This is a genomic window from Prosthecobacter sp. (genome assembly GCF_044222345.1).
In the GTDB taxonomy this organism is placed as follows: Bacteria; Verrucomicrobiota; Verrucomicrobiia; order Verrucomicrobiales; family Verrucomicrobiaceae; genus Prosthecobacter.
The window spans coordinates 318,183-332,462 of record NZ_JBGANL010000001.1; the positions used below are offsets into that span (position 1 = coordinate 318,183).

9 protein-coding genes and 1 other RNA gene are annotated in these 14,280 nt (G+C 60.0%); 7 read left to right on the plus strand and 3 right to left on the minus strand.

What is annotated here, in order from left to right:
- Positions 1-49: 49 nt before the first annotated feature.
- The 3 genes from gcvP to ACILSL_RS01260 are packed head-to-tail and all read left to right on the plus strand — an operon-like array spanning position 50 to position 4,945.
- Positions 50-2,878 (plus strand): aminomethyl-transferring glycine dehydrogenase, encoded by a 2,829-nt coding sequence (gene gcvP, locus ACILSL_RS01250; RefSeq protein ID WP_395730174.1) that lies wholly within the window; start codon positions 50-52, stop codon positions 2,876-2,878.
- A gap of 25 nt (positions 2,879-2,903) precedes the next feature.
- A complete protein-coding gene (locus tag ACILSL_RS01255) occupies positions 2,904-4,433 on the plus strand; it encodes a sulfatase (RefSeq protein ID WP_395730175.1) in 1,530 nt (509 codons plus the stop codon).
- A gap of 44 nt (positions 4,434-4,477) precedes the next feature.
- Positions 4,478-4,945: a DUF3828 domain-containing protein gene (locus ACILSL_RS01260; RefSeq protein WP_395730176.1), complete on the plus strand. Its 468-nt coding sequence runs from the start codon at positions 4,478-4,480 to the stop codon at positions 4,943-4,945.
- A gap of 82 nt (positions 4,946-5,027) precedes the next feature.
- Here the strand turns inward: ACILSL_RS01260 and ACILSL_RS01265 are convergent, their stop codons facing one another.
- On the minus strand, positions 5,028-5,468 hold the full coding sequence (locus ACILSL_RS01265; RefSeq protein WP_395730177.1) for a hypothetical protein: 441 nt from the start codon (positions 5,466-5,468) through the stop codon (positions 5,028-5,030).
- A gap of 110 nt (positions 5,469-5,578) precedes the next feature.
- Between ACILSL_RS01265 and rnpB the strand changes: the two genes are divergently transcribed.
- An RNA gene (gene rnpB / locus ACILSL_RS01270) (RNase P RNA component class A) lies at positions 5,579-6,004 on the plus strand.
- Positions 6,005-6,223: 219 nt separating this feature from the next.
- Here the strand turns inward: rnpB and ACILSL_RS01275 are convergent.
- Positions 6,224-7,318 (minus strand): hypothetical protein, encoded by a 1,095-nt coding sequence (locus ACILSL_RS01275; RefSeq protein ID WP_395730178.1) that lies wholly within the window; start codon positions 7,316-7,318, stop codon positions 6,224-6,226.
- Between the two features lie 115 nt (positions 7,319-7,433).
- Here ACILSL_RS01275 and ACILSL_RS01280 point away from each other — a divergent pair, with 115 nt between their 5' ends.
- The 3 genes from ACILSL_RS01280 to ACILSL_RS01290 all read left to right on the plus strand — a co-directional run bounded on the left by ACILSL_RS01280 (position 7,434) and on the right by ACILSL_RS01290 (position 11,655).
- A complete protein-coding gene (locus ACILSL_RS01280; protein ID WP_395730179.1) occupies positions 7,434-8,705 on the plus strand; it encodes an MFS transporter in 1,272 nt (423 codons plus the stop codon).
- 98 nt (positions 8,706-8,803) lie between these two features.
- Positions 8,804-10,114, plus strand: a complete 1,311-nt coding sequence (xylA, locus tag ACILSL_RS01285; RefSeq protein WP_395730180.1) for a xylose isomerase — start codon at positions 8,804-8,806, stop codon at positions 10,112-10,114.
- A gap of 80 nt (positions 10,115-10,194) precedes the next feature.
- The gene (locus tag ACILSL_RS01290) at positions 10,195-11,655 is read left to right on the plus strand and encodes a maltokinase N-terminal cap-like domain-containing protein (protein ID WP_395730181.1); all 1,461 of its coding nucleotides are present in this window, start codon (positions 10,195-10,197) and stop codon (positions 11,653-11,655) included.
- Positions 11,656-11,932: 277 nt separating this feature from the next.
- Here ACILSL_RS01290 and ACILSL_RS01295 read toward each other — a convergent pair whose 3' ends face one another.
- Positions 11,933-14,272 carry a M1 family metallopeptidase gene (locus ACILSL_RS01295; protein ID WP_395730182.1) on the minus strand — a complete coding sequence of 780 codons (2,340 nt, stop codon included), beginning with the start codon at positions 14,270-14,272 and terminating at the stop codon, positions 11,933-11,935.
- Positions 14,273-14,280 lie beyond the last annotated feature (8 nt).

The window sequence follows — 14,280 nt, forward strand, 5'->3', positions numbered from 1 at the left end:
GGGCTGCGGCTAGGTAGCGTGGCGGCTTCCACAAACCGCTCCGATTCCGATGCCTACAAATTTTTCCCGCCGTCACATTGGTCCCTCCGCCGCCGAGGCGGGGAGCATGCTGCAAACGCTCGGTTTCAAAACGCTCGATGAGCTCATCGACCAGGTGGTGCCGGAAGGCATCCGCGTGCGTGAGCCGCTCAATCTGGCACCGCCGCTGAGCGAGGAGCAGGCGCTGCGCCGCATGCGGCAGATCATGGGGCTGAACAAGGTCATGCGCTCGTTCATCGGGCTCGGCTACCATGACACCTTCACGCCGCCGGTGATTCAGCGGAACATCCTGGAAAATCCCGGCTGGTACACGGCCTACACGCCCTATCAGGCGGAGATCGCGCAGGGGCGGCTTGAGGCCTTGATCAATTTTCAGACGATGATCCGTGACCTCACGGCGCTGGATGTGGCGAACGCCTCGCTGCTGGATGAAGGCACCGCATGCGCCGAGGCGCTGGGGCTGGCGGTGGCGCAGGTGGCAGGGTCATCACGCGTGTTTGTTTCTGACCAGTGCCATCCGCACAACATCGAGGTGGTGCGCACGCGGATGGACGCGCTGGGCATCCGGGTGGAGGTGGGGGACGTGCTGAAGTGGAAGCACGATGGCACCAAGGGGCTGGCCGCCGTGCTGGTGCAATATCCTGACACGCAGGGTGTCATTCATGATTTTGGCGAGCTGGCAGGCGAAGTGCATGAGGCAGGAGCCTTGCTCATCGTCAGTGCGGATCTGCTGGCGCTGACGGTGCTGAGGCCGCCGGGTGAATTCGGAGCGGATATCTGTGTGGGCAACAGCCAGCGCTTTGGTGTGCCTCTGGGTTTTGGCGGGCCGCATGCGGCCTTCATGGCGGTGAAGGATGCGCTGAAGCGTCGGCTGCCTGGAAGATTGATCGGTGTTTCCAAGGATGCCTCGGGCCGGCCTGCGTATCGGCTCTCTCTGCAAACCCGTGAGCAGCACATCCGCCGTGAGAAGGCCACCAGCAACATCTGCACGGCACAGGTGCTGCTGGCGGTGATGGCGTCCATGTATGCAGTGTATCACGGACCGCAGGGGCTCAAGACCATCGCGCACCGGGTGCATGCCGCAGCGGTGTGGCTGGCAGGCGAGCTGCTGCGCGCGGGACTGGATGTGCTGAGCGATGAGTTCTTTGACACCCTGAGCGTGCGTGTGCCGAACGCTGATGATCTGCTCAAGCGTGCGCTAATTTTCGGCATCAATCTGCGCAAGATCGACGCCACCACGGTGGGCGTCGCTTTGGACGAACGCGTGAGTGAGGAGGAACTGCTCAATTTGCTCACCGCCTTTGGTATTTCGAAGGCGCAGCAGCCGCCGGTGCTGGATGACAAAAATCCGCTGCACTGCTCCGCGAGGCACCACCGCACGTCCGCGTTTCTGACGCATCCGGTGTTTAATTCTTACCACTCCGAGACGGAGATGATGCGGTATCTGCACCGTCTGGAGTCGAAGGACATCGCGCTGAACCGCAGCATGATCCCTCTGGGCTCCTGCACGATGAAGCTGAATGCTGCGGCGGAGATGATGCCGCTGAGCTGGCCGGAGGTGAACGGTCTGCACCCCTTCGCGCCGCATGATCAGACGGAGGGCTACCGGTTGATGTTCAGTGATCTCGAAGGCTGGCTGGCGGAGTGCACGGGTTTTGATGCGGTGTCGCTGCAGCCGAATGCGGGATCTCAGGGCGAATACGCCGGCCTGCTGGCGATCAAGCGCTTCCACGCCGCGCGTGGGGAGGCGCATCGCGATGTCTGCCTCATCCCCACCTCGGCGCATGGCACAAACCCGGCCAGCGCGGTGATGTCTGGATTCAAGGTGGTGCCGGTGACCTGTGACAACCAGGGCAACATTTCGGTCGATGATTTGAAGGCGAAGCTGGAGGCGAACAAGGACAAGGTGGCCGCGCTGATGGTCACGTATCCTTCGACTCACGGTGTGTTTGAAGAGTCCATCGTCGAAATCTGCCGTGCGGTGCACGACCATGGCGGTCAGGTTTACATGGACGGCGCCAACATGAATGCGCAGGTGGGGCTGACCTCTCCGGGGCGCATCGGCGCCGATGTGTGCCATTTGAATTTGCACAAGACTTTCTGCATTCCGCATGGCGGCGGCGGACCGGGTGTGGGGCCCATCGCGGTGGCGGCGCATCTGCGTGCGCATCTGCCGGGACATCACACATGGCAGACGGACCGCCGTGAAGGCGCGGTGTGCTCCGCCCCCTGGGGCAGCGCGAGCATTTGCACGATCTCATGGATGTATGTCGCCATGATGGGGCCGCGCCTTGTGGATGCGACGAAGTACGCCATCCTCAATGCGAACTATGTCGCCAGAAAGTTGGAGGCGAATTTCCCCACGTTGTACAAAGGCAGCAAGGGGCTTGTCGCGCACGAGTGCATCCTTGATTTCAGCCATTTCCACAAGACCACGGTGGAAGACGTGGCGAAGCGGCTGATGGATTTTGGTTATCATGCGCCGACGATGAGCTGGCCTGTTTCCGGCACGCTTATGATCGAACCCACGGAGAGCGAGAGCCAGGCTGAGATCGACCGCTTTTGCGAGGCGATGCAGTGCATCCACGCGGAGATGATCGGCGTCGAGAGCAGCACGTATCATCCCACGGACAACACGCTCAAGCAGGCCCCGCATACTGCGGCGGCTGTGACCAAGAGCGACTGGCCGCATGCCTACACGCGTGAAGCCGCCGCCTTCCCGCTGCCGTGGGTGCAGGAGTCGAAGTATTGGCCGCCGGTGTCGCGCATCGACAATGTGTATGGCGACCGCCACCTCGTCTGCACCTGTGTGAGCGTGGAAGAAGCGGCTGCAAGTTGAGGACTTCTCATGCGTTTCACGGCGCATGAAATTCCGTCTCGCCGTCCTTGCTGCTCTCGTTTTCGCTGCCGGCATCTGTGCTGCGGATGCGCCGCGTCCGAACGTCCTCTTCATCATCTTTGATGACTGGGGCTGGCAGCATGCGGGCGCCTACGGCTGTGACTGGGTAAAGACGCCGAACTTTGACCGCGTGGCGAAGGAAGGGGTGCTGTTTAAAAACGCCTTCACCTCCAATCCGAAGTGCAGTCCGTGCCGTGCCACGATCCTCACGGGGCGGAATTCCTGGCAGCTTGAGGAGGCGGTTTGCCATGGCGGCATCTTCCCGCCGAAGTTTGCCGTGTATCCCAATCTGCTGGAAAAAGGCGGCTACACCGTGGGCCTGACTGGCAAAGGCTGGGGGCCGGGGGAGTTCAAACTGGAAGGCCGCACGCGCAATCCGGCCGGGCCGGCGTTTGATGAGTTCAAGCAGGAGGTTCCAGCGAAGGGCATCGCGACCACGGATTATCCGCGCAACTTTGAGGCGTTCCTGACGCAGCGTGACAAGGCGCAACCGTTCTGCTTTTGGATGGGATTCAAGGAGCCGCACCGTGGCTATGAACTGGACAGCGGTGTGCGTCTGGGCAAGAAGCTTGAGGATGTGAAGGTGCCGGGCTACCTGCCGGACAATGCGACGGTGCGCGGTGATCTGGCGGACTATGCCATCGAGGTGGAATGGGGCGACAAGCAGATCGGACAGGCGCTCGAACTGCTGGAGAAGGCGGGCATGCTGGAGGACACGCTGGTCATTGTGACGTCGGATCATGGCATGCCGTTTCCACGGGTGAAGGGGCAGATCTATGAGGACGGGTATCATCTGCCGCTGGCCATGCGCTGGGGGAAGGGGATCAAGCCGGGGCGTGTCGTGGAAGATTTTGTCAATGTGCGCGATCTTGCGCCTACGTATCTCGAACTGGCGGGACTGCCGAAGCATGAGCAGATGAGCGGCAGCAGTTTGGTGAACCTCCTGCGCAGCGAGAAGAGCGGCTTCATCGAGGACCGCAAAATCATGCTGGCGGGGAAGGAGCGCCACGATCTGGGGCGTCCGAACGACTGGGGCTATCCCGTGCGCGCCATCCGCACGCCGGAGTTTTTCTACAGTCACAACTACCACCCGGAGCGCTGGCCTGCCTGCAATCCCGAAACCGGTTACGGCAACTGCGACGATGGGCCCACAAAAACATGGATCGTGGAGAACAAGGGGTTCTTCTACGATCTGGCGTTCAACTACCGATCGGAGGAGGAACTCTACGACATGGTCAAAGATCCTGAGTGTCTGAAGAACCTGGCCAACGTTCCCGAGTTCGCTGCGAAGAAACAAGAACTGCGGACGAAGCTGGAAGCCATGCTCAAGGAGGAGAAAGACCCGCGTGTGCTTGGCAATGGAGCGATCTTTGACACCTACCAGTATGTGGGAAATCACAGCAAGAAAGGCTACGCGGAGTGGGAGGCGCGCCAGCGCGGCGTGCCGCTGCCGGACGCCCCGAAGAAGAAGGGCAAGAAGGACGCGGATGAGTGAGATGATGGACTCGACTTTGGGGCGTTTGCGGCGATAGCAGCCGCATGCGCCTCCTCACTCTGCTTTTGCTGTTTGTTTCCTGCGGTCTGACTCTTCACGCTGCTGACAAGGCGGCTACGCCAGATGCGCTGGTCGCTGAATTGTACAAGTCAGAGAAGAAAAAGGCGTCGCCGTTCTTCCAGGACAAGAACCGGGCGCTGGTGGACCATTACTTCACGAAGGAGCTGGGCGATCTGCTGTGGAAAGACACCCTTGATTCCAAAGGCGAAGTCGGTGCGATCAATGGAGACCCGCTCTACGACGCGCAGGACATGGAGATCAAGGAGTTCGTCATTCACCCGGCGAAGACGGAGGACGGAAAGGTCGCCGTGCTGGTGACCTTTGTGAACTTCGATGAGAAGAAGCGCATCACCTTCCACTGCGTGCAGCAGGGCGGTGTGTGGAAGATCAGCGACATCCAGTACGCGGACTATGCGCTGCTGAAGCTGCTCAAGGACAGCGTTGGGAAGTGAGAATGAAGTGATGCGGGCACTCTTGCCCGCACGGAGGTTCCTGGACGTTCGTCCTGCGGGCAGGAGTGCCCACATCACTTTACTACTTAGACTGCTCCGGCGGACGGCGGAACTTGCTGCCACCCTCCGTGCTAGTGCCACCAGCGCCGGGAAACCCGCCGGACTTGCCCCTGCGCTCCTGCATGGCTTTCATGGCTGCCGCTTTTTCATCGGGATCGAGGACGCCGTTTTTGTTGGCATCAAACTTTTGCAGAAGCATGGCCTGCATGGGGCCGCCGCCTTTAGGGGAGTCACCTGAGGAGCCGGGGCTGCCGCCACGGCGTTCCTGCATGGCCTTCATGGCTGCGGCCTTCTCTTCGGGGTCCAGCGTGCCGTTTTTATTGGCGTCAAATTTTTGCAGGATCATTTCCCGGATCTTCGCGCCACCCTGGCCGGCACCGGGGCTCTGTGTGGGAGCGTCTTCGGCACGGGTCAGTGAGAAACTGACTGTGAGGGCAAGGAGGAAGGAAGGCAGGAGTTTCATGGCGGTGGTGGGTGCATGGGGTGCAACACCGGAGCGGGGGAAGAAGTTTCGCGGCATCTTTCCACGCAGGCCCTGCTTGCCCTTTTCGCTTAAGCCCTTACTCTCACGTCGGGTCGGTCGGAGTGATCGCTGGTATTTTTGCTGCAAGGCGGAGATGCCAGAGGAAAGTCCGGACACCACAGGGCAGCATGCCACGTGAAAGCGTGGGGGTTGCGGTGCAAGCCGCAGTCACAGACAGTATCACAGAAAACAAACCGCCTGCGCGCAAGCGTGGGTAAGGGTGAAACGGCGGGGTAAGAGCCCACCGCCCCAACCGCGAGGAAGGGGGCACGACAAACCTCATGCGGTGCAAGACAGAACAGGAGAAAGGCCCGCCTGGCCGCAAGTCCCGCAAGGGATGGATACCTCCGGGTAATAGTCGCTCCACTGCGCAAGCAGGGGCAGGCTGAGTGATCAGCCTGACAGATAAATGATCACAGCCAGGTGCCGAAGGGCATCGGGGACACAGAATCCGGCTTATGAGGGCCGATCCACCATGAAGGCGTCGGGAGAAATCCCGGCGCCTTCGCCTTTTCGGCCCGCAGGCCCTTGATCATGTCGGATCTGCTTCGAGACTAGACAGAACGTGTTGCTGCCAACTGGGAACGTCGATGACGGCGGCCCTCATCAATGAAGTGGAATCGCAGGAAGGATCGGATCACCGCAATTCCTTCACCCGCTACGATTTGGCAGTTCTCTGCAATTGCGAATGGAGATCAATTCGCAAACCAGGTCCTGGCCAGCGGACTGGTGGCAAAGAACTCCAGCAGTTGCTTCGCGATCTTTTCGCGGCCGCTGTTGCTGGGGTGGGTGCCATCGGGGCCGAAGTCGTCCTTGGTGTATTTGAGGTCGTCGAACTTGCGGCCTTTTTCACCGTCGGCCCAGAGGTAGGGGCCCCAGAGGAGGAGTGGGGACTTGTTGAGGGCGAGGGATTCGTCACCGTTCATCTGCTGCTGAATGAGGTGACGGACCGCGAAGGCACCCTCATAGGCATAGGGCTCGGGATTGAGGCCGGTGGTGGCATAGCCAGCATAGATGCGGCTGCCGAGGTAGGCGATGCGGAGATTTGGGAAGCGCTCTTTGAGTAGGTGCAGGACTTTGACGGTGTCTGCCTCCAGCGTGGCCAGGTGCTCGGTCTTGGTGCCGGAGGGGCCGGCGTTGGCGAGCTTGACCCATGCCACCTGCACCTGGTGGGGGCTGATTTCGGCGCGTTGCAGGCGGTGCATGGCTTCGGGCCATGGGCGGCCTTCTGGCTTCGCCCACGCGGCCATGGTCTGGCCACCCTGCGCGCAATCGACGATGGTGAGCTTGTCGGACTTGCGTGAGTCTTTGTCAGCGATGCCTTTGAAAAAGGAGAACTCCTGGGTGGCGTTTGACATGCTGATGGAGACCAGCGCGATTTTGCCGCTGTCAGATGGCTTGCCCTCGGCATCGAGGGGGGTGATATGGGCGAGGGCTGAGGCGGCTGATTTTTGCAAGGCCTCGGGGGGCTCGTTGCTGCCTTTGCCGTAGAGGCCACCGTCCTCGCCTTCATACGATTCTTCGGCGGTCATGTCTGTGAGAGGCTTGAGAGAGTCAGGCGCTTTGCGCTGATTCGCCGGGCGGCCGCCGCCTCCTCCTCCTTTACGAGCTTCCTTGGCTTTGCTGAGATAGGTCTGCTCCTCGGGGCTTAGTTTTCCCCCGCGTTGTTCGCGCTGGTAGAGCTGCCTGGCTTTGTCCCAGTCAATGGAGGAGCCGGTGGTCTGGCCGAATAATGAAATGCCGCCGAGGAGGAATGCGGCAAGGAAGGGGAGGCGGAAGGCGGTTTTCATGGTGGTGACGGATCATGAACACCGGCGGGACGATTTGGATGCGAGAAGGGCACTGCAAGAATCTTTTCGTCTTGTATTGCATCCCTCAACTTGTCAGCCTGAACGGTTTTACGCCATGTCCGATCCCAACAGCACCCGCCGCGTCGTCATTGCCAGCTTCATTGGCACCACCATTGAGTGGTATGATTTTTTCCTGTATGGTACGGCGTCGGCGCTGGTGTTTAACAAGCTGTTCTTTCCGAATTTTGACGCGCTGGCGGGGACGATGGCGGCCTTTGCGACGTATGCGGTGGGCTTCTTTGCACGGCCAGTCGGGGGCATTGTTTTCGGTCATTTCGGCGACAAGATCGGCCGCAAGTCGATGCTGGTGACGACGCTGATGCTGATGGGAGTGGCGACGGTGCTGATCGGCCTGCTGCCGACGTATGCACAGGTGGGGGTCTGGGCACCCATCCTGCTGGTGCTGCTGCGCTTTATCCAGGGCTTTGGGGTCGGCGGAGAGTGGGGTGGCGCGGTGCTCATGGCCGTGGAGCATGGGGCCACCGGCAAGCGCGGGTATTATGCGAGCTGGGTGCAGGCCGGGGTGCCGGTGGGATTGCTGCTGGCGAACGCTGTCTTCATGATCGTGTCTTCCATGAATGAGGCGGCGTTTCTTTCCTGGGGCTGGCGGGTGCCGTTTTTGCTGGGGGTGCTGCTGCTGGGCGTCGGCATGTTCATCCGGCTGAAGATCATCGAGAGCCCGGTCTTCACCGAGGCCAAAGCGCAGGACGCAGGCCCGAAGGTGCCGATTTTAGCCGTGCTGCGTGATCACCCGCGCAACGTGCTGCTGGCCATGGGGGCGCGCTTTGCGGAGAACGCTTTCTTCTACATCTTCACCGTGCTCGTGCTGAGCTATGGCTCGCAGCAGCTCGGGATGCCGCAGGCCACTTTGCTCAATGCGGTGCTCATTGGTTCAGCCGTGCAGCTGGTGGCCATTCCGTGCTTTGGGGCGTTGTCGGACCGTATTGGCCGGCGGCCGGTGTATCTGGGGGGGGCGCTCTTTCTGCTGCTCTTCGCGTTTCCGTTTTTCTGGATGATCGAGACCCGGCAGATGGGGCTGGTTATTTTGGCTGTGGTTATTGGGCTCATCGGTCACGCGGCGATGTATGGCCCCCAGGCAGCGTTCTTTTCCGAGCTCTTTGGCACTCGGGTGCGGTACAGCGGTGCGTCGCTGGGGTATCAGCTTGCGTCACCGTTGGCGGGTGGCATGGCGCCGCTGATTGCCACGGCATTGCTGGATCAAACTGGGGGCAAACCATGGCTGGTGGCGGTGTATCTGATTGTCATGGCCGTCATCACCTTGGTCGCGGTTTGGCTGGCAGAGGAGACGAACAAGAAGGCGCTCTGAGTCGGCGTGGGTGTCCAATTTGGCCCAAAAAGTGTCCGCCCAGAGTCAGACGAACCAGTTGCACAGCGCCCTGTTTCGTCTCCCTTGGCCTTCCTACCATGAACGACGCTTTCCCCGACATCCCCAAAATTCAGTATGAAGGGCCCAAGAGCCGCAACCCGCTCTCCTTCAAGCACTACAACCCTGACGAAATCGTCGGTGGCAAAACGATGCGCTCGCAGATGCGCTTTGCGGTCGCCTACTGGCACGCGATGCGCAACTCGCTGTCCGATCCATTCGGTGGCGGCACGGCCCAGCGCCCGTGGGATGACGGCAGCAACTCCGTGGCCAATGCGCAGCGCCGCGTGTGGGCCTGCTTTGAGTTCATGGAAAAGCTCGGCGTGGACTACTACTGCTGGCATGACCGCGATGTGGCTCCTGAGCTCGATACGCTGGCCGAGAGCAACGCCGCCTTTGACGCGGTGGCTGACGAGCTGGAAAAAGCGCAGAAGCAGACGGGCAAGAAGCTGCTCTGGGGCACGGCCTGCCTCTTCTCCCATGCGCGCTACTGCCAGGGGGCATCCACGAGCCCGAATGCCGGAGTGTTTGCCTATGCCGCCGCGCAGGTGAAAAAGGCCATGGATGTGACGCATCGCCTAGGTGGTGAAGGCTACACCTTCTGGGGTGGCCGCGAAGGCTACGCCACGCTTTGGAACACTGACATGAAGCGTGAGGTCAATCACCTCGCCCGCCTGCTGCACATGGCGGTGGATTACAAGAAGAAGATCGGCTTCACCGGTCAGTTCTACATCGAGCCGAAGCCACGTGAGCCCTCGACCCACCAGTATGATTCGGATGCTGCGGCCTGCTTGAACTTCCTGCGCGAGCACAACCTGCTGGAGCACTTCAAGCTCAACCTCGAAACCAACCACGCCACGCTCGCCGGCCACTCCATGCGTCATGAGATGCAGGTCGCCATCGCCGCGAACGCGCTGGGTTCCATCGATGCCAACACTGGTGACACCCTCATCGGCTGGGACACCGACCAGTTCCCGACCAACATCTACCTCACCACGGAGATCATGCTGGAAGTGCTCAAGATGGGCGGTCTCACCACCGGCGGTCTGAACTTCGACGCGAAGTGCCGTCGCGAATCGTTTGAGCCTGTGGATCTTTTCCACGCCCACATTGGCGGCATGGACGCCTTTGCCCGGGGTCTGAAGATCGCGCACGCGATGATCGAAGACGGCCGCATCGACGCCTTCATCAAGCAGCGTTACAGCAGCTACGACAGCGGCATCGGTGCGAAGATCGAGAAGGGCGAAGTCGGCTTCGCAGAACTCGAAGCGCATGTGCTTGCCAATGGTGAGCCGCTCCTCGGCAGCGGTCGTCAGGAGATGATGGAAAACCTGGTGAACGACTACCTGTAATCCGGGGACAACGCGTTGATTCAATTCGTGAGGCGGTCGGTAACGACCGCCTCATTTTTTTATGCTGCGCGGTGTGTTGCGTGTGGAGAGGATTTGCAGCAACGGTCGGCATGGCCGGACAGGTGAGCAATGATGACGAGTGGACACATGCGCTGGAGACGCTGCGTGGGGAGGCCTTTGCCGAATATTTACGTGGCTGCCGGTGGTTTGGCGGGAAGGCGCACAGGCTGCGTGGAGCGGAAGTGCTGGAGGTGCTTTCTTTAGGAGATGTGGGGCGGATGATTTTGCTGCGGGTCAATTATGTGGAAGCGCCGGCGGAGACGTATCTGCTGCCGCTGCAAGTGGGCGCGGATGGTGTGTTGTTTGATGCGCTGGAGGATGAGAGATTTCGCGCGGTGCTGATGAAGATGATTGCGGAGGAGGAGAGGCTGATCTGCGGCAGGGGGGAACTGGTGGGGATTTGCGGCGCGGAATTCAAGGAGAGCATCCTGGGGATGCGAAGGCCGATGACTTCACGTTTGCTGAAGCTGGAGCAGAGCAATTCGTCGCTGCTGTATGACGAGCGATTTTTTCTCAAACTGTACCGCAGGCCTGATGCGGGGGTGAATCCGGATGCGGAGCTGCTAAGGTATTTTAGCGAGCGGCACAAGTTTGCGCAGGTGCCGGTTTATTGCGGGGCGATTGAATACAGGGTGGCAGGCACCAAACCACGTGTGCTGGCGCTGCTGGTGGCTAATGTGGTGAGCGAAGGTGATGCGTGGAAAACGACGCTGAATGCGCTAAGCCAAGGATGGAATAAGGAGGGATTTGAGCGGGTGCGTCTGCTGGGCAGACGGACGGCAGAGATGCATCTGGCGCTGGCTGCGGAGACTGAAGATCCCGACTTTGCGCCAGAGAGGTTTGACGAGGCCTATCAGGGTGGGCTGGGCGAGTCGATGGCTGCGGTCATGCGGCGCATGATGAGGATGCTGGAGCAGAAGCAGAGGGAGCTACCTGCGGAATGCCGCGGCGAGGTGAGCGCACTGCTAGGGCGTGAGGAGGAGATTTTGCGATATCTGGAAGGGCTGATGGAACGGACCTTTTGCGCCATGCGGATTCGTCATCATGGTGACTATCACCTGGGGCAGGTGCTTGATGTGGGAGATGAGTTTTTCATCATCGACTTTGAAGGCGAGCCGGGGAGGCTATTGAGCGAACGGTGCGCCAAGCATACGCCGCTGCGGGATGTGGCCAGCATGCTGCGGTCCTTTGATTATGCGGCGCACACAGCTGCTGCGAAGCGGGGTGAGGATGATGAGCGGCTGGCGGAGTGGGGGGAGCGTGTGAGCCAGAGTTTTCTGGATGGTTATCTGAGCATGGCCAAGGGGGCGGCGTTTCTGCCGAGTGATGAAGCCGAGTTGCAGAGGCTGCTGGAGGTGTGCCTGCTGGAGAAGGCGGTGTATGAGGTGTGCTATGAGCTGAACAACCGGCCGGAGTGGGTGGGGATTCCTTTGCGGGGGATGATGAGAATTGTTGAGAGGTCTTGCGGGAGCGGCAGGTAGCGCGACAGAGGTGCGTGGCGGGGCTCTTTGCAGACGCTGCTGGTGAGTTTGAGATGTGACGGAGTGCTGGGTTTGCTTTCCTGTCGCAAATTGCCAAACCCAGGGTCGCCTCGCCTAGGCTCGGCTGACTCTGGGCTATATTACGCAGCCCCTTCAGGGCTGGTGTGCCGCGACGTAATGTCGCGGATGAAGATGGCATTGTATGCCCCACCCTATGGTTGGGCGCTTTCAGAACCTTGAGTGCGCGGACTTGTTTGGCCCCTTTTCGTGGATTCGTTCAGTTCTTTTTCTCTTCTTCTTTTTTATCGTCTTTCTCCGGCTTGGTGAGCTCGCGCATGGGATTGGGGGCTTTGTCGTCCTTGTAGAGCTGGAACTTGCTTTTCACAGGACGGCGGGGCCAGAAGTTGTTTTCGATGTCGGTGTCCACGAGTTCCTGGCGGGGGTCGAAGGTGACGGATTTCAGCTCCTTTTTGGTGAAGAGGAGCTTGGCGGCTTTCTCGGTGTTGAAGCGCCAGATTTCGGCGGGGAGCTTGAGCTCCTCGGTGCTGCCATCGGTGTATTCGACTTTCAAGATGGCGGGGGTGATGAGGCCGCCGACGTTGCTGAATTCGATGAGGTAGAAATTGTGCTTGGTCTGCAGCAAGGCGGGGTCGATCTTCTCCTCCTTGAGCTCTTTGATGAGAGATTCGAACTTCTTCTTTTCACTCGGCAGCACGGTGGCCTTGTCATAGCTGTCGTAGAAATCCTTGAGTTCGGGGTAGCGGTCGATGCGCTTGGAAAGCGAGTAGTTGCGCTCTCGGGTGAGGGTTTTAGGAAGTTCGTCCTCCTCCTTTTTCTTTTTGGGCTTCTCGATGGCGGGATCGCGTGAGTCGAGCTGGAGCCACTTCACTTGATCAATGGAGACATCGACATGGTCCGTGCTGTAAAACCAGCCGCGCCAGAACCAGTCGAGATCGACGCCGCTGGCCTCCTCGATGGTGCGGAAGAAATCGGAAGGGGTGGGGCGCTTGAACATCCAGCGTTTGGCGTAGGTCTTGAAGGCGTGATCGAAGGCCTCGCGCCCGAGGATGTGTTCGCGCAAGATATTGAGGGCCACGGTGGGCTGGCCGTAGGCATTGGGGCCGAGATCAGCGATGGATTCCGAGTTGGTCATCACTGGCGCACGGTCCTTGAGGCGCATGTAGTCGGTCATGCCGCGTTCGTTGCGGCGGTGCTTCCAGTCGTTCTCCCATTCTTCTTCGGTGAGGAATTCGACGAAGGAGTTCAGGCCTTCGTCCATCCAGGTCCACTGGCGTTCGTCGCTGTTCACGATCATGGGAAAGTAGTTGTGCCCGACCTCATGGATCACCACGCCGATGAGGGCATACTTGGTCTTCTCAGGATAGGTGCCGTCCTTTTCAGGGCGCGGGCCGTTGAAGCAGATCATTGGGTATTCCATGCCGCCGATGGGACCGTTGACCGACCATGCTACGGGATAGGGGTACTCGAAGGTGTAGCGTGAATAGACCTGGATGGTGTGCGCGATGGCATGGGTCGAATACTTGTCCCACAGCGGCATGCCTTCCTTGGGGTAGAGCGACATGGCCATCACGGGCTTGCCCTTCACCTTGGCACCTTCGACGGCCATGGCATCCCAGATGAATTTGCGTGATGAGGCGAAGGCGAAATCGCGGACGTTGTCTGCCTGGAAGATCCAGGTCTTCCTGCCTTTGGGCTTGGATTTTTCCGCAGCTTTGGCCTCATCTGGTGTGACGATGAAGAGGGGCTTGGTCTTTTCGCTTTCGGCCTGTTTGAGCCGATCGCGCTGCGACTGTGTCAGCACTTTTTCCGGGTTTTGCAGGGTGCCTGTGGCGGCGACGATGTGATCGTCCGGAACGGTGAGGCGCACGGTGTAGTTGCCGAATTCGAGAGTGAACTCGCCGGTGCCGAGGAACTGCTTGTTGATCCAGCCCGCGTAGTCCGTGTAGGCCGCCATGCGCGGGAACCACTGGGCGATGGTGTAGATGGTGTTGCCGTCCTCTTTGAAGTGCTCATAGCCGGTGCGCGCATTGATGCGTTCGCAGTCGTTGATGGGGTAGCTCCAGGCGATCTTGAAGACGAAGTCGGCTCCGGCTGCGAGGGGTTCATTCAAATCGAGACGCAGCATGGTTTTCACCACGGCATGCGGCAGGGGATTGCCCTTGGCATCGGTGAGCTTCCTGATCTTCATTTCGCCATCGTAGTCTTCGTAGGCCAGCAGGCGGTCGAGTGCGGAGTAGGTGATCTTGGAAGGATCAATGCCGCGTTTGGTATTGGGCACGGCGCGCGAGTCCGCCGTGTGGGAAAGGAAATTCTGATCGAGCTGCACCCAGAGGTAGGTCAGGGGATCCGGGGAGGCATTGTGATAGGTCACGGTGGCCTCTCCGGTGATGGTGCGTTTTACGTCATCCAGTTCGACGCTGATGTCATAGTCGGCGCGGTTCTGCCAGTAGGCTGTGCCTGGAGCGCCGGAAGCATTGCGCTGCGGAGAAGGGGTGGGAATGGTGGGATCGAGCTGCTGAAACTTGCCGACCGGTGCGCCGGACTCAGCGGCGGAAAGGGTGAGGGCGGCGAAAAAGACAGGAAGGAGCAGTTTCATGAGAAGGG